The organism is Natrialba sp. SSL1 (assembly GCF_001861355.1).
GTDB lineage: Archaea > Halobacteriota > Halobacteria > Halobacteriales > Natrialbaceae > Natrialba.
On the sequence record NZ_MASN01000030.1, the window covers coordinates 112985 to 129003 of the forward strand.

The following is a 16019-nucleotide window of genomic DNA, read 5'->3' on the forward strand; positions in this document are numbered from 1 at the left end:
GGATTCCACGCTACTCCTCTCGGTCCGGATCGGCTGCCGCAGACGCGGAGGGAGATGTAGACGCTGACTCTGCACCCACCAGCGACTCACTCCACTCGAGTCCGATCGCTTCGTGCACGACGAACTCGAGTGCGTTGATCAGGTAGTGGGCGACGACGACGACGAGGAAGCTGCCGGTGACGATGAACAGGGCGGCGAGGACGAACCCGAGCGCGCCGGTGACGGCGACGCCGACGCTGCCTTGCATGCCGTGGCCGAGCGCGAACGCGATCGAGGAGAGGACGGCGAGGAGCCACGGCGAGATGTCGAAGCCGGCAGAGAGGACGCCGATGAGCGCGGCGCGAAAGAGCAGTTCCTCGAAGATGGCGATGATCGGGAGCACGACGAGCAGGAGGACGAGCCAGCCGCGTGCGGAGTCGGGGGCGAGCATCGACCGGAGTCGTTCGTCGTGGTCGAAGCCGAATCGTGTCGCGAGCGCGGCGCCAAACTCGTTCCCGATGTAGAGGAGGATACCGGCGACTGTGCCGATGAGCAGTCCGGTCGTGAGGTAGTCAGCGCTGAACTCGACGCCGAGTGCCCACGCTGGGATGCCGGTGTAGAGAATCGCGCCGAGGATGAGCAAGAGGAACAGACCCTGTGAGACGGCGACGTTCGCGAGGAGCATTCCCGTCGAGAGGTCGGTCGGGTCGATTTCGTCGCGCTGGGCACGGGGGGGAGAACGTGCTGTGTCGTGTGGTCGGTCGCTGGTCTCGGTAGCGTTGGTATTGGCGCTGGCGTTGCTAAGGTCGGTGCCGATGTCGATATCGACGCTGGTGTTGGTGTCAGTATCGGTGTTGGTGCCAGTACCGGTGCCAGTGTCAATAGCCGTGTCAGTACCGGCGTCGGTAGCTGACTCTGGAACAGGATGGCTATCTTCCGTCACGGACTCCACGGACGCTGCAGACTCCCCAGCGCTCGCTGATGCGGAGTCAGACTCGGAAGAAGTTGCTGCGTCCGTGTCGGTAGGAGTCGTCGTATCGGCGTCAGTGCCAGTACTGGTGTCAGCGTCACCCTCAGCGTCAGCAAATGACGACTGCGTCAGATGCGAAAGAACGAGCAACAACACGAGGACGACGCCCGTGATCGCCGCGAACGCCGTCCACTGTACCATCGATCGACCCTCCTGTCGTTACTGTGGACTCGGGTTCGACCCGCTTGCGGAGCCGACCGTCTGCTGATCGAACGCCGAGCCGGTGATCGACTTCAGGCGGTCGACGAGCGAGTCTTTCTTCGGTTCGCCCTCGAGTGCAACGTCGAGCACTTCGCTGATGTTCGAGCACGGGATGATCTCGACCATCTCCTCGTACTCGTCTTCGATCATCACGTCCTGCTCGTTGGCTTTCGGGATGATAACCTTGCTACAGCCGGCCTTGGCGGCGGCTTCGATCTTGTGGGTGACCCCACCGACCGGGAGCACGTCGCCACGGACCGACAGCGAGCCGGTCATCGCGACCGACTGGTCGACCGGGATGTCCTCCAGCGCGGAGATGACGGCGGTTGCCACCGTAATGGAGGCGGAGTCGCCGTCGACACCCTGCTGGCCGGCCTGGACGAACTGGATGTGGATGTCCTTCTCCGAGAGGTCCACGTCGGAGAACTTCTTGATGATCGCCGAGACGTTCTGGACGGACTCCTCGGCCATCTCCTTGAGCTTCCCGGTGGCAATGACCTGTCCGCCACCCTGTGCGGGTGCGATCTCTGCCATGACGGGCAGCATGATCCCGGAGTCTTCGCCCATGACTGCGAGGCCGTTGACGCGGCCTTCGACGCCATCGTCGGTGACCTGCAGTTCGTAGTCCTTGCGGCGCTCGATGTAGTCGTCGGCCAGCTGCTGTTCGATCGACCGGGAGCGCTGCTTGGCCTGGAGCACATCGTCACGAGTCGTGCGGTCGCGGTCCTCGGCGCGGGCGATGTCGCCAGCGACGCGGACCAGTCCACCGAGGCTGCGGAAGTGCAGCGTCAGGTGGTTCTTCCGACCCGAGCGACGCTTGGCCTCGAGGAGCAGTTCCTCGACGGCGTCGCGGGTGAAGTGTGGCAGGCGGCCGTCGCGTTCGACCTCCTGGGCGATGAACCGGGCGTACTTCCGGCGCATCTCCGGCGTGGACTCGATGGTGTCGTCCATGTAGACCTCGTACCCGTACCCCTTGACACGGTTGCGGAGTGCGGGGTGCATGTTCTCCATCGCGTCCAGGTTCCCTGCAGCGATCATGATGAAGTCACAGGGGACGGGTTCGGTCTGGACCATCGCGCCCGAGGAGCGCTCGGACTGGCCCGTGATGGCGAACTCGCCCTCCTGGATCGCCGTCATCAGCTTCTGCTGGGTGCGCACGTCGAGCGTGTTGATCTCGTCGACGAACAGCACGCCCTTGTTGGACTTGTGGATCGAGCCCGGTTCGACGCGGTCGTGAGACGGCGTCTCCATCCCACCGGACTGGAACGGGTCGTGGCGAACGTCGCCCAGCAGCGCACCGGCGTGTGCACCGGTTGCGTCCTCGAACGGTGCCTGGCGCTGCTCGCCGTTGTTGACGATCATGTTCGGCACCATCGCGTCCGTGCCGCGGCTGGTGTAGCGGAAGATGAGCCAGATGACACCGGCTGCGATGATCCCCATCAGGATGCTCGCCGGGCTGAGGATCGTGTAGCCGATAATGATCGCAATGATGATCCACATCAGGATCGAGCGCATCTGGTTGCGCTTTCGCGCTTCCTCCTTGTGCGCGTCGATAATCTGTTCGCCCTTCCCAGCCGGGACGGTACGGACCTTTGGCTCGTTGCCGTCGTCCGGGTTGTGATAGACCAGAACGTCCTGCAGATCCTCCTGTGGCAGGAGCTGACTCATCGCCTTTGCCAGCATCGACTTCCCGGTCCCCGGGGAACCGATCATCATCACGTGTCGGCGCTGCTTTGCTGCCTTGATGATGATGTCCCGCGCTTCGTCCTGTCCGATAACCTGATCGACGAGCCGGTCGGGAACCTCGATATCTTCGGTCGACTCGATCTGGAGGCCACCGAGAAGGTCGTCTTCGGCAATCTCCTCGTCTACTTCGACGCCCGGATCGACTTCGACCGTACTACCGAGGTCGTCGACGGTTTCGATTTCGTCGTCACCGCCATCGTCGTCCGTGACACTTCCAGTAACGCTATTCGTTACGGGATCGTCTCCGCTCTCGGCCTGCTCGTGGTCGGCATCGTCAGTTCCGAGACCGTCGCTACCGACGGTGATCCGACTCTCCTGTGCATCGTCGCTGGTGACATCAGTTCCGCCGTCGACGTCGTCTGGGTCACCGGTTTCGTCGGTCGGCGACCGGTCTCCCTGACGCTCCGTCTCCGAAGAGCGAGACGGTGACTGCGACTGAGACTGAGAGTCAGAAGCCTGAGACTGCGAACGCTCCTCCGTGCGCTCGGTCTCGTGCTCCCGCTCCGTCTCCTGCGCCTGTTCCTCGTCCGGCGCAGCTCCGGAGGCGTCCTCGGGAGGGTCGTCAACGTTCGTATCGTTGCTCATAGAACTCTGTTCGGTACCTGTTTCGAAGGGATTGCCACTGATATACTTTCTCCATGCGTCGAATCGTGTCGAGTGCCGAAAACGGCGGATAGGGCGGCTAACGGACACGTCCTATATCGGAACGGTACTGGCCTAGATCCGTGTGGACGTGACAGCGAATTACCCGTTACATACACAGACACTCACGGGGAGAAACCGGTTTCTCTGCCGAGAACTCGAGACTGGTTCATATAGTACTGGACGTATCTGTCTGCAAAGAGAAGGGGGTGGTCGTGGTCAACCCCAATAGTGGGGAACGACGGGCGAAACCCGACGTGGGATCACGCTGCCCGCGACCAACTCGCCACGCTTAAGCGCGATGCCAAAACAATGTCCGGCATGACCCGGGGGTTCTACATCGGCCGCTTTCAGCCCTTCCACAACGGCCATTACAACATGGTCGAACGCATCGCCGCCGACGTCGACGAACTCGTCCTCGGCATCGGCAGCGCCGACAATTCTCACACCGTTCGCAACCCGTTCACCGCCGGCGAGCGAATCATGATGATCACGAAGTCGCTCGTCGACACCGACCTCGTCACCTACGCGGTCCCCATCGAGGACTTAGAGCGCAACTCCGTCTGGGTGAGCCACGTCCAGAGCATGAGCCCCGACTTCGACGTCGCCTACTCGAATAACCCGCTCGTCATCCAACTCTTTCGCGAGGCCGACATCGAAATCCGCCAGTCCCCGATGTTCAACCGGGACGTACTCGAGGGCTCCGAAGTTCGCGAACGCATGATCAACGGCGGCGACTGGGAGTCGCTCGTCCCGGAACCGGTCGTCGAAGTTGTCGACGAAATCGGCGGTATCGAGCGCATTCAGATGGTCAGCGGCTCGGATTCGAACGGCGAGTAGCGCGTGTACATCCCGGTTCCAGACCGCTCACAGGGACGAGATCTAACCCGATTTCCTTCGCCGTGGGTGGCGACAACGATAGCAATACTCGGCGTCGCTGCACTCGGTGGGATGCTCGTAACGCTCGCCGTTGCCACCGGGATGACGACACCGACGAGCGGCTTTGGTGCACTCAGTAATACGCTGCAGAGCCTTTCGATGTACGCAGTCGCGCTGACGTTGACCGCCGGTCTGCCACCGGGCTTTGTCGTGCTCCGACGAGTCATCGACGCAGCAGGATCGGGAACAGAGCTTGCACTCGGACCCGGCACGTTCGTCCTACTCTGTCTCGAGTGCTGTGCGCTCGTCAGCGCCGTCGCGAGCTATCCGCTCGTCGTTATCTTTGCGGAATTCTTGGGGCCTGGGTTCCAATCAGCGTCGATCGCACTGACGTTCGGACTCGAGTCCGTCGCCGGCGTAACCGGCCACGAGGCGGTCGCCCTGTTTCTGCTGGCGGTGGTCTGCTGGGCGGTTGCCTGGCTGGTTGCGGCAGTCCGTGGCGAGACCTGAGCGGACGGTGGCCCGCTCTCCGACCGCAAGTTTGGTTCCGAACGACCTTTCCTGAATCGGCGACTTCGATACGGTATGATCACGATCGCGTCGGACTTCGGCTCGCCGTATCCGGCGGCGATGAAGGGCGTGCTCTGTCAGCGTGTCGGCAACAGTACGGAAATCGGCGCTGGGACCAACTCACCCGCCGAGACCAGACTGGTCGACATCGCCCACGACTTCCCGCGCCAGGACATCCGGGCGAGCGCCTTCTGGCTGCGCGAAATCCTGCCGTACTACCCACCGGCAGTCCACCTTGTGGTCGTCGACCCCGGCGTCGGCACCGACCGCGACGCACTCGTCGTCCGCGCGGGCGAACACATCCTCGTCGGACCGGACAACGGCGTCCTGCTGCCCGCCGCCCGCCGACTCGCGGGCGCAAGCGCAGACACAAGTAGAGGAACAGGCACAGGCACGGACGGCGACACGTCGACATCGTCGGCACAACCACTCGAGTACTACGTCATCGACGAAACCGAACTCGAGCCGCCGGCGGTTGCGGGCCGGGGCGAGTTCCAACGGAGCGCGGACGCGACTGCTGGTCCGGCAAGCAACACGTTCCACGGCCGCGACGTGTTTGCACCCGCTGCTGGCGACGTTCACGAGTTCGGCCTCGAACGGCGCGACGACCTGATCGAACTCCCCTTCCTCGAGCGGACCGACTCCGTCGTCGACTGCACACTGCCAAGTGCAACTGTCGACGACGACCGCGCTGAGGGAGAGGTGCTCGTCGTCGACGATTTCGGCAACGCTATTACGAACATTCCCGGGCATTTTCTGACGACAGATGGCGGTGACGACGATCACGACAACGGCCACGACCACAACTACAACCAGGTACTGGCGAACGGCGAACGCGTTCCCGCTGTGGACACCTTCGCTGCCGTTCCCGTCGGCGAGCGCCTCGCAACCGTCGGCAGCCACGGCTACGTCGAACTCGATGTCAACCAGGGACGGGGCGACGAGGCGTTCGGCCTCGGGGTTGGTGATGCAGTTGTACTCGAGTTCCCCGCGGTCGAGTCGTAGCGCTGGACGACAAGCGAGGCAACACTAACTGGTGACGGAACAGTTGTGAGCGCCAACGCTGGGGCTGAGTGGGACGGGTAGACAGGACAAAAACGGACACCAGCTGTTAGCTGCCGGTGCCTGACCGTTCGGGATCAATCACGATCTCGCCGTCGTCGTGAATCGTCACCCCGTGCTGGGCAAACAGAAACGAGATCGAACCGGTTCGCTCATCGATCCGGTGTGTCGAACGCCGTCGCCAGTCGGTGACCAAAGCGTCCAGGGCGTCCGGATCGATGCTGTTAGCGAGCGGTTCGAGTTCGGCCGGCTCGATGCCCGAAATCGACGAAATGGCGAGTGGAAGCGCCACCGTCACGGGCTCGTACTCGCTGTCATCACACCAGAGGTGGTAGGTGCCGCGAGTATCGTCGTGGTAGACCGTCTGGCCAACCGCCTCGTGGACCGGTGTTAAGCGGTCTGATGGAGCCATGCCGGACATAACAGCTAGTGGGAAGAGATGTTAACACTTAACACTATTGGCCATTCGGGCACTGTGACCAGTTCGAACACCAGAATGTGGTACCCGGATGGTCAGAATGTGGTTCGTCCTCGGTATCTGAACAGTTTCCACTCCCACGCTTGCAATACTGACGAGCAGAAAAATCGAAACGCGGTACAGCTATACCGCGACGGAAGACAGCGACGAACGCGTTACTCGGCGGCGATGACGTCGTCGATGCGGACGATCATCGTCGCGGCTTCGGTCGCGCTCTCGACCGCTTCACGCTTGACGTCGGCCGGGTCGACGACACCGGACTCGAGTGGGTCGCCGATCGTGACGTCTTCGCCGTCGGTGATCAGGCCGGCGCGGCCCTCGGATTCGTGGGCGGCGCGGAGGTCGACGAGTGCGTCGATCGGGTCCTGACCGGTGTTCGCGGCGAGCGTTCGTGGCACGACGTCGAGCGCGTCCGCGAAGGCGGTGACAGCGAGCTGTTTGCGACCCTCGATCCCGGCGGCTTCCTGGCGGATCTTGTCGGCGATGGCGATCTCGGTGGCACCTGCGCCGGGGACGACCTCGCCCGACTCGAGTGCGGTGGAGACGACGTCGAGTGCGTCACCGATGGCGCGCTCGAGTTCGTCGACGACGTGTTCGGTGCCGCCGCGGACGAAGACGGTGACGGTCTCGGCGGCTGCGCCGCCTTCGACGAACGCGAGGTCGTCGTCGCCGTAGTTTTCGGCGCTGATGCGGTCGGCGTGTCCGAAGTCGGCTTCCTCGAGGTCGTCGAGTGCGCCGACGCGGGTTGCGCCGGTTGCGGAGATGATGTCCTTGGTGTCGCTGCTGCCGACGTTCTCGAAGACGAGGATGCCCTCGTTCGCGAGGAACGTGCTCACGCGGTCGTCGACGTCATCCGTGGTGATGACGACGTCAGCACCGCTTTCAGCGACGGTTTCGGCGTAGCCCTGCACCTCGCTCTCTTCGGCGTCGATGGCCGCGTTGAGCTGGTCGATGGAGTCGATGGCGTACTCCGCGTCGACGTCGCCGGTGCGGACGCCGAGTTCGACGTCGAGGACGGCAATCGAGGCGTCCTCGACCTCCGAGGGCATACCCTCGTGAGCCGGCTCCTCGTCGATGACGATACCGGGGACGAGTTCAGTCGCGTTCGAGGACGCACCGACCTGGGTGTGAACAGTGACGTTGTCGCGGGCGACGCCTGCGTCGCTCTCGACGTGGCGGACGGCCTCGACGACCGTCTCGGCGAGCGATTCGGCGGTGAGACCGCCGGTGCCCTTGCCAGTCATGCTGGATTCGGCGACCTGCTTCAGGATCTCGTCGTCGACGGTGGCGTCACCGACCTGTTCGTCGATCGCGTCCTGTGCGATCGAGGCGGCCTCGTGATAGCCCTCGACGATGGTCGTGGCGTGGACGTCCTGGTCGATGAGGTCTTCTGCCTCACCGAGCAGGTTTCCAGCGATGACGCCCGCGGTCGTCGTGCCGTCGCCGACTTCCTCCTCCTGGGTCTCGGCGACTTCGACGATCATCTGGGCTGCAGGGTGCTCGATGTCCATCTCGTTCAGGATGGTCGCGCCGTCGTTGGTGATGACGACCTCACCACTCGAGTCGACGAGCATCTTGTCCATCCCGCGAGGTCCGAGCGTCGTCCGTACGGCCTCGGCAACTGCCTTGCCGGCCATGATGTTAGACGACTGTGCGTCGCGGCCCTGTGTTCGCTGGCTGTCCTCGCTCATAATGAACATGGGCTGCCCGCCCATGCGTCGCTGTTGTGCCATGATTGAATCCTCATTAACTATGTCGTCAGCACTTCTATATAAAAGTTTCCCTCTTGCACCTTCTCCGTCTTGCGATTCTGACACCGACAGCGGAGTGCTGCCGGGTGTTGTGAAAGTCGGTAGCAAAATATGGTTCGACGCACAACGACCGCGTGGGATGCTGGAGCTGGAACACGGGTTTCGCGTCGTCGACAGCTACGCCCGGCTGGCCCCCGGACGACGCGGCGAACCGCGCGGTCGGACGATCACCCCCGACCGCCTCGAACGGGAGATGCACCAAGCGGGAATCACCAGATCGGTCGTCTTTCCACCGGCCGAATCGGAGACGAGCTACGTCGCGGCCAACAACGGCGTCGCCAGACGCAGCGTCGACCGACCGTTCGTCGCGTTCGCCCGGATCAACGGCTCGCGTCGGCCCGGCGCAACCGCCACGAGCCGCCTCCACAACGTCGTCAACTGCCGCGGCCGAGAGGAGTACCACACGACGCCCGGCGACGTCGAAAAGTACGCCTACGACGACCGTTTTCACGGCTTCGTCCTCGATCCACTCACCGACGGCCTGCCGGACGAAGAGGTACTTGAGACGCTCGACGACGTGGGCCTCCCGTTGATCGTCCGCGGTGGGGCGGACGCGCCACCGGCCGCGCTCGCCGAACCCGTCTTCGGCCGTTCGTTCCCCGTCGTCGTCGCCCACTTCGGCGGCCACCCGCTCGACCGGGACCACATGCACGAGATGGTAGATTTACTGGACGAGTTCGACGACTGCTACGTGGAGACGAGCTTCGTCCGCTATCGGGACGTACTCGAGCGCGCGCTACTCGAGCATCCCGACCGCGTCCTCTTCGGCAGCGGTGCGCCGGCCTGTCATCCGAACGTCGCGGTGATGGAGATTCTCACGCTCGACGTCTCCGAAGATAAGCTCTGGCGGGCGTTTTCGAAGAATGCGTGTCGCGTGATCGAGGCGCTGTCGCCGGATGCACAGTTCCGGATTCGTCACTAAGGGCTGCGAGTTGAACGGCGAACGCGACGACCGTCTCCCGTCGAATTCCCAGACCTGACAACGATACTCCACTGCTGCGACGAGTGCAGTGATTTATAGTCGTGCCCCAATACCCGGCACGTATGGACGCGGGATGGATTCGGCTGCGATCACTGGTTGCCCGACACTCGACGAACACCCGGTGTACCCGATGCACCCAGCGTATCCAGCACATCCCGAACACTCTGAGCACCCCGAACACCCACCGACCACCAACCAATGGGATATAACGTCGACCAGGGAATCGGCGACCGCCTCGCCCTCCTCCGGACCTACTGCTACGGCCTCTGTATGGGCATCGCCGATGCTCTCCCCGGCATCTCCGGCGGCACCGTCGCCCTCCTCCTTGGCTTCTACAGCCGCCTCATCACCGCCGTCACCGCTCTCACACCCGGCCGCGCACTCGAGGTCCTCCGCGGCTACGACCCCGACCGTCGCGACCGTGCGCGCGAGGCACTACTCGAGATGGACTTGCAGTTCCTGCTCCCGCTCGGTATCGGGATGGTAACCGCGGTCGCGCTCATCGGCAGTGCGGTCTCCGCACTCTCCGAATCCCAGCCGATCGCGCTCTTTGGCTTCTTTATCGGGCTCATCGCCGCCTCGGCGGTGGTCCTCTTTCGGAGTCTACCGTTCAGCACGACGAGACACCTACTCGCTGCGGGGGCCGGGACCGCGCTGGCGTTGCTCGTCGCGAGTAACGTGCTCCAGCTACCGGGGACCGGACTGGTGCTCATCTTCCTCTCGGGTGCGCTTGCGATCAGCGCGATGATCCTCCCCGGCGTCTCGGGCTCGCTTATTCTGATCCTGCTCGGTCAATACGTCGTGATGATGACCGAGTTGAGTGACTTCATTACCGCGATTGGGCAGTTCGTCTCTGGCGCTGGCTCGGTTGAGGCCGTCTTTGATCCGGGGACGTCCGTCGTCGTCTTCGTTATCGGTGGCCTGGTCGGATTGGTCACGATCGCCCGCGTGGTTCGGGCCGCCCTCGACTGGCAGCGCGACCTGACGCTGCTCTTTCTGGTCGGCCTGATCGCCGGCTCGGTGCCTGCGCCGCTGCACAACATCGGCGAGGCACACGCCTGGACGAGTGAAGTCATCGGGTTCACGCTCGCGTGGGCGGTACTCGGGGCACTCGTGTTGTTCGCGCTCGATGCGCTGGCTGGCGGCTTCGACCCAGAATAAGACCTCTTGTGAGCAGCCCCAGCTAGTCGCTCCCAACTATCTGCTGTGTTGAATAGATGCTGAGTCGTCGGTAGAAGCGGCCACAGTATCTCAGTTTTAACTCCTAGACGTTTGCGTGAAGGTGCCGAAATTAAGCCCCAGGTGCCGTTTCTACGGTGCATAGTAATTTGTACTACAGTACGTTAGATGTTAGCAATGTCCACTCAAGACAGCAAACAACTCCGCGAGCAGATCGAGTCGGATCTGGACGACCACATCGATCGGATTCAACGGGCGATCCGCCAGCCGAGTGTTAGCGTCGACAGAAACGGACTCCGGGGAATCGCCGAACTAGCTCGTGACTACCTCGAAGAGATCGGGTGTGACGAGGCGGAACTGGTCGAGACCGACGGCGCGCCGGGCGTCTGGGGGTACTATGACGCTGGCGCAGAGAAGACGATCGTCAACTACGGGATGCTAGACACCCGCCCCGTCGGCGACGAAGACGAGTGGACTCACGATCCCTTCGGCGGTGAACTCGTCGAGACCGAAGCGTACGGCCGAGTCATCTACGGTCGCGGGGCGATCAAAGTCAAAGGCGCATTCGTGGCTTGGCTCAACGCACTCGAGGCGACCAAACACGCGCTCGGTGAGCTACCGGTGAACGTCATGTTCCTGCTGGAGGCTGAGGAGATCAACGGCAGTCCGCACTACTACGAGATGCTCGATCGGTATGCCGACCGCATCCGGGACGCCGACGCCTGTCTCTGCCCGCTCGCTGGCCAGAGCGAAGACGGAAACGTGACGGGATCGCTCGGCTACAAGTCCGCGCTGTATTTTACCCTGCAGGTTTCGGGCGACCGGTGGGGACGGGGGCCTGTCGGCGGCGATATCCACGCGATGAGTAACGCGACCGTCGACAGCCCTGCCTGGCGACTCGTGGACGCCCTCTCGTCGTTAACCGCTGAAAACGGAACCCAGATCGAGATCGACGGCTTCTACGACCAGTACGAACCGCCGACTGAGGACGAACGCGCGGAGGTTCGCGCGTTCGTCGACCGCTTCGACACCCAGACGGAGACACCCAGGGACGAGTTGTGGCAACACCTTCCAGGCCTCTCTCTAGGTGGCGGCGAAGTGACGCGGCTGAAAGCGGACCTCCAGGATAATGTTGTGGAGGCGTTCGTCCAGCACTTCTACGGGCCCGAGTCGTGCAACATCCAGGGAATCAACACGGGATTTCTCGGCTCCGGAACCGGCACCAAGCCGTTCATCCTCCCGGGGGAGGGACACGCGACACTCGACCTTCGGATGCCTCGCGGGTTCGATCCGGACATCGCCCATCGCCAACTCCGTGACCACCTCGACAATCAGGGGTTTGAGGACGTTGACATCGACGTGTTCGGTAAACACACCTGGTGTAAGACCGATCCGGACTCCGACCTCGTCGTGGCCGCCAGGGAGGTGTTCGAGGATCACGGTACCAACCTGACGCTGTGGCCGTTCTCTGCAGCTGGTATTCCCTGGGCGGTGTTCGGAACGCGATTTGACATTCCCGTCCTCTATGGGATCGGACTCGGGTACGGCACCAACTCCGATGGGGCCGACGAGTTCATCGTCGTCGACGGCACTGACACCGTCGGCGGACTCGTTGACTGTGAACTGTCTCATGCTGAGATTCTGCTAGCATACGCCGACCGTTGAGTCGGCCATGACTGCGGCTGACGGACGGATTCGATGACCTGGTAACTTGGTGAATTCGATGACTCGGTTAGCGACGGAGGGCAGGCCGTGACACGAATGGGTAGAAACGAAGGGGTTGACTCCCCTGTTCTGACTCTCGATATCGATCGATACGGTCGCTATGTGACAGGTCTCAACTATGGGCTCTCGGTTATCGGCGCCTGACTAGTAGAGTTCGACTAACTGGACCCGACTACCGGCGGTCGTACACTCGAACCGCCCGATCGTGGCGCACCGAAATCCCGTTCGGATTCCGCTGAGCCGACCGATCACCAACTCGAGCACGAACACCGTCGACGAATCCGCGTGCGGTGTTAGTAACCACGTCGGTGCCGTCCGACACCCAACCCGTCGGCGTCGCCTCACCGGAAACGATCCGGCGGACGCCGGAAGCGCCGTCGCGAAGCGCGCTGCCGATCGTTCGGACGACGACCGTCGGTCGTGGGCCGTAGTTCTTCGCGAGCCGGTAGGAAAGCGCTCGGTACGTCGCCCCCCAGTCGTGTTCGGTCTGGCCGCCGTCGGCTCCGACCTCGGCGCGAACGGCCATCGCTTCCTGCCAGTGGACGTCGAAGCCGAGACCGGCCACCCGATGAGCACAGTCGCGCGCTCCGGCACCCTGCAGATACTCGTCGAACCCGTCGAGCGCGTCGAGCACCGTTCGGTCGAAGGCGACGTTACTCCCGTCGAACAGCGTCAGTGACCGACGGGCGACGGTCGCCGTCCGTTCTTCGTCGACCGTCTCGAGTGCCCCCGAGCCAGTGACCGGGCCGGTAACCACGTCCGCGCCGTCCGCGACCGCGGTTTCGATGGCGTCGATCCAGCCGCTCTCGACTGCGTGCGCGCCGTCGAGGAAGGCGATCACGTCGCCCGTTGCGACGCTGCAGCCGGCGTTGCGCGAGACGTTCTCGTTTCGCTCCGAAATTTCGACGAGGACGTCGACATCGGGACGGTCGCGGACGACACCAGTCGTTCCGTCAGAGGAGGGGCCGTTGACGACGATTACCTCCGTCGACTGCGGGACGACCGCAGCGAGCGCATCGAGCGAGGACAGCAATCGCTCCCGGTCGTTGAGCGTCGAGACGACTACCGAGAGCTCCATATGCTCTGGTAGAACACCCCGGGAGTAAAAATACGATGGGATTGTGCCCGGTGTGCGGTGGTGCACTGGTGCGGTGGTGCGACTGGGCGACCGTGCAATCAAGCGACCAGACGACCAGACGAGCGGTGAGTCACCGAAGCCGCGTATTCCAGTACGACACCGACGCGAAGTGGTCGGTAACTGCGTTCCCACCAATCGCGGTATCGACCGTCCGAATCGGCGAGGCGAGCCCGTTCGGAATCGACCGATAGAGGCCGTACGGTACGAGGAAGTCGTCCTCAACGTCGACCAGCGTCAGGTTCGCCTTCGCGAGCAACTCGCTGACCTCGCTCTTCGAGTACAGCCGCGAGCCCATCGGCAGCGCCCAGTTGTAGACGCTGCGCGCGCTAAAGCGGTTGAACGTATCGAAGACGATCTGATCGCGCGAGACGCGCCGCATTTCGCGCAAGAACGCCTCCGGATCGTCCGCGAGGTGGAAAAAGCGCATCGCGATCACCGTATCGAAGTGATCGTCCGGGAACGGCAACCGCCCGGCGTCACCGCGCAGGAACTCGAGTGTCCCCGCGAGATCGGCGCGCTGTGCTTTTGTTCGTCCCTGTTGGAGCATCGCTGCAGAGATGTCGAGTCCAACGACGTCGGCGCCCTGTTCGGCGAGCATCACCGTGAATCGCCCGGTACCACAGGCGATCTCGAGGATATTCCGGTCCTCGACAGGCATGATCGCCTCGAGGACGGCTTGCTTCTCGCGGCGGTCGATCAGCTGTCCGCCCTTCGAGAAGCGTTTGTCGTCGTATTCCTCGGCGACGTCGTCGGCCTGGTACCACTCCTGTCCTTTCACACTGGGCGGAACTACAGTAGCCGTGGGATAAAACGATACTGGAGTCGGTCGGGGGAACTGACTGGTCACCAGTCAGGCTAGTCCCGAACGGGTTCGTCTGCGATCGACTCACGGCGTGGGGTCGGACAAACAGTCGATGCAATTTGGCTCCTGTATTAATATCACATGTGTACTCCTTATACAACTTGGATTATTCGTATCCACATATAGGGAAGCTTTACCAGCACCGATTCCGCTCGACATGGTATGAGCACGAGTACCGCAGAGGATGGCACCGCAGCAGCCGAGGAGGTTCTCTCAGCCGACGAGTACCGCGAACGCCTTCGTGACCTCCCACCGAGCGCAAAACTGGTTGCGAAAGTTCTCGAAACCGATTCGCCGCTCTCGCAGGGACAGCTCGCCGAAGAGTCGCTGCTGCCAGACCGCACCGTTCGCTACGCACTCAACCGTCTCGAGGACGTCGGCCTCGTCGACTCCCGGTACAGCTTCCGTGACGCGCGCAAGCAAGTGTACTACCTGAAGAACTGACCGCGATCGCAGGGGCTGTTCTGTCGATAACCACATTGTCGTCGCCCGTGATGTCGGAGTATGGTCGCGTCTCCGCCCGACACCGCCGCCGTGTCTGAGTGCAGTGCTATTACTCGCTGTGTCGTTCCCGTCGAAACACGCGCACCGAGCGGTGAGACGAACGCGTACATCATCGGTGAGGAGCAAGCCGCCCTTGTCGATCCGGCGGCCAGAACCGACACACTCGACGAACTCGTCGCCAATCGCACCGTCGAACACATCGTCGTCACCCACACGCACCCGGATCACGTCGGCGCTGTTGGTGCCTACGCCGACGACACCGACGCGACCGTTTGGGCCAGACGCGGCCGCGTCGACCGGTTTGCGGCAGCGACGGGACAGACACCCGACCGCGAGTTCGGGCCGGACACAACAATCCAACTGGACGACACCGACCTCCGCATCCTCGATGCGCCGGGCCACGCGCCCGACCACGTCGTACTCGAGTACGGCCGCGGCGGACCGATCATCTGCGGCGACTGTGCGGTCCGCGAGGGCAGCGTCGTCGTCGGCGCACCGGAGGGAGACATGCGTGCGTACGTGACGACACTGCGCCGGCTCTGGGCGATGGACCCGCCGGCGCTCTACCCGGGTCACGGGCCGACCATCGACGCGCCGCGGGAGACGACCGAACGGCTGCTCGATCACCGCGCGCGCCGCGAACGGCGCGTTCTCGGGGCCGTGGAGGACGGTGCAACGACGCTCGCAGAAACCCTCGACGGCGCGTACGAGAAGGACCTGACCGGGGTTCGTGACCTTGCGCGGGCGACCGTCCGTGCACATCTGCAGAAACTCGATACCGAGGGGGTACTCGAGTGGGATGGGGAGCGCGCACGAGTGCGGTGACCTGTTCTTTATCGGGCGCTCTACGCTGCCCATCGACAACTGGTTACTCCTGTGAACTGAACTGGAATTCGAACGTTAGCTGGTCTTCCATTTTCACTCTGACGCCGCCGAACTCGTCCGAGATTTGCGTACGGGCGTTGGAACCCGGCTCGACAGTGAGGGTGACGCTGTTGTTGTTCGCGTTGTACTCGATCTGACTGACGGTGACGTCGAACTCGAACAGGGTGGGGACGTCCGTCCGAATTCGGTCGCGGACGTGATCGATCTCGGTCTGGACGTCGGCCATCTCTTCGTTCAACGATGTCATACAGTACCATACGGAGCGGGCGGTCGTAACGGTTTGTCCTGATCTTGGTTCGGCCGCCCGTCAGCTGAGCGGATAGGGACGACAGACACCGGCATCACG

Annotated in this window: 15 protein-coding genes; 8 read left to right on the forward strand and 7 right to left on the reverse strand. The window is 63.0% G+C overall.

Annotation, left to right across the window (positions count from 1 at the left end):
* Window positions 1-10: 10 nt before the first annotated feature.
* Together BBD46_RS08675 and lonB are read right to left on the reverse strand one after the other, a co-directional pair.
* The gene (locus tag BBD46_RS08675; protein WP_071401326.1) at window positions 11-1150 is read right to left on the reverse strand and encodes a CPBP family intramembrane glutamic endopeptidase; all 1140 of its coding nucleotides are present in this window, start codon (window positions 1148-1150) and stop codon (window positions 11-13) included.
* 18 nt (window positions 1151-1168) lie between these two features.
* On the reverse strand, window positions 1169-3541 hold the full coding sequence (gene lonB / locus BBD46_RS08680; protein WP_071401327.1) for an ATP-dependent protease LonB: 2373 nt from the start codon (window positions 3539-3541) through the stop codon (window positions 1169-1171).
* Between the two features lie 378 nt (window positions 3542-3919).
* Here lonB and BBD46_RS08685 point away from each other — a divergent pair, with 378 nt between their 5' ends.
* The 3 genes from BBD46_RS08685 to BBD46_RS08695 all read left to right on the forward strand — a co-directional run bounded on the left by BBD46_RS08685 (window position 3920) and on the right by BBD46_RS08695 (window position 6052).
* Complete coding sequence (locus BBD46_RS08685) at window positions 3920-4438, forward strand: nicotinamide-nucleotide adenylyltransferase (RefSeq protein WP_006653878.1); 519 nt, start codon at window positions 3920-3922, stop codon at window positions 4436-4438.
* 111 nt (window positions 4439-4549) lie between these two features.
* The gene (locus BBD46_RS08690; RefSeq protein ID WP_071401599.1) at window positions 4550-4987 is read left to right on the forward strand and encodes a hypothetical protein; all 438 of its coding nucleotides are present in this window, start codon (window positions 4550-4552) and stop codon (window positions 4985-4987) included.
* Between the two features lie 75 nt (window positions 4988-5062).
* Window positions 5063-6052 carry an SAM hydrolase/SAM-dependent halogenase family protein gene (locus BBD46_RS08695; protein WP_071401328.1) on the forward strand — a complete coding sequence of 330 codons (990 nt, stop codon included), beginning with the start codon at window positions 5063-5065 and terminating at the stop codon, window positions 6050-6052.
* Window positions 6053-6158: 106 nt separating this feature from the next.
* Here the strand turns inward: BBD46_RS08695 and BBD46_RS08700 are convergent, their stop codons facing one another.
* Together BBD46_RS08700 and thsA are read right to left on the reverse strand one after the other, a co-directional pair.
* Complete coding sequence (locus tag BBD46_RS08700) at window positions 6159-6530, reverse strand: HalOD1 output domain-containing protein (RefSeq protein ID WP_071401329.1); 372 nt, start codon at window positions 6528-6530, stop codon at window positions 6159-6161.
* A 212-nt stretch (window positions 6531-6742) separates the two neighbouring features.
* Window positions 6743-8287 (reverse strand): thermosome subunit alpha, encoded by a 1545-nt coding sequence (gene thsA / locus BBD46_RS08705; RefSeq protein ID WP_071401330.1) that lies wholly within the window; start codon window positions 8285-8287, stop codon window positions 6743-6745.
* Between the two features lie 190 nt (window positions 8288-8477).
* Here thsA and BBD46_RS08710 point away from each other — a divergent pair, with 190 nt between their 5' ends.
* The 3 genes from BBD46_RS08710 (at window position 8478) to BBD46_RS08720 (ending at window position 12224) form a co-directional block, all read left to right on the forward strand.
* Window positions 8478-9320: an amidohydrolase family protein gene (locus BBD46_RS08710; RefSeq protein ID WP_071401331.1), complete on the forward strand. Its 843-nt coding sequence runs from the start codon at window positions 8478-8480 to the stop codon at window positions 9318-9320.
* Between the two features lie 258 nt (window positions 9321-9578).
* A complete protein-coding gene (locus tag BBD46_RS08715) occupies window positions 9579-10541 on the forward strand; it encodes a DUF368 domain-containing protein (RefSeq protein ID WP_071401332.1) in 963 nt (320 codons plus the stop codon).
* Between the two features lie 195 nt (window positions 10542-10736).
* The gene (locus tag BBD46_RS08720) at window positions 10737-12224 is read left to right on the forward strand and encodes a M20/M25/M40 family metallo-hydrolase (RefSeq protein ID WP_071401333.1); all 1488 of its coding nucleotides are present in this window, start codon (window positions 10737-10739) and stop codon (window positions 12222-12224) included.
* Between the two features lie 232 nt (window positions 12225-12456).
* Here BBD46_RS08720 and BBD46_RS08725 read toward each other — a convergent pair whose 3' ends face one another.
* Together BBD46_RS08725 and BBD46_RS08730 are read right to left on the reverse strand one after the other, a co-directional pair.
* Window positions 12457-13362 carry a glycosyltransferase family 2 protein gene (locus BBD46_RS08725; protein ID WP_071401334.1) on the reverse strand — a complete coding sequence of 302 codons (906 nt, stop codon included), beginning with the start codon at window positions 13360-13362 and terminating at the stop codon, window positions 12457-12459.
* Window positions 13363-13492: 130 nt separating this feature from the next.
* Window positions 13493-14200 (reverse strand): class I SAM-dependent methyltransferase, encoded by a 708-nt coding sequence (locus BBD46_RS08730; protein WP_006653869.1) that lies wholly within the window; start codon window positions 14198-14200, stop codon window positions 13493-13495.
* Between the two features lie 246 nt (window positions 14201-14446).
* On the opposite strand from BBD46_RS08730, the gene BBD46_RS08735 reads away from it, so the two are divergent.
* Both BBD46_RS08735 and BBD46_RS08740 read left to right on the forward strand, forming a co-directional pair.
* Entirely contained in the window at window positions 14447-14728 is a 282-nt protein-coding gene (locus BBD46_RS08735; protein WP_006653868.1) for a helix-turn-helix domain-containing protein, read from the forward strand.
* 60 nt (window positions 14729-14788) lie between these two features.
* On the forward strand, window positions 14789-15613 hold the full coding sequence (locus BBD46_RS08740) for an MBL fold metallo-hydrolase (protein WP_071401335.1): 825 nt from the start codon (window positions 14789-14791) through the stop codon (window positions 15611-15613).
* Between the two features lie 43 nt (window positions 15614-15656).
* Here the strand turns inward: BBD46_RS08740 and BBD46_RS08745 are convergent, their stop codons facing one another.
* Entirely contained in the window at window positions 15657-15920 is a 264-nt protein-coding gene (locus BBD46_RS08745; RefSeq protein WP_071401336.1) for a hypothetical protein, read from the reverse strand.
* Between the last annotated feature and the right edge of the window lie 99 nt (window positions 15921-16019).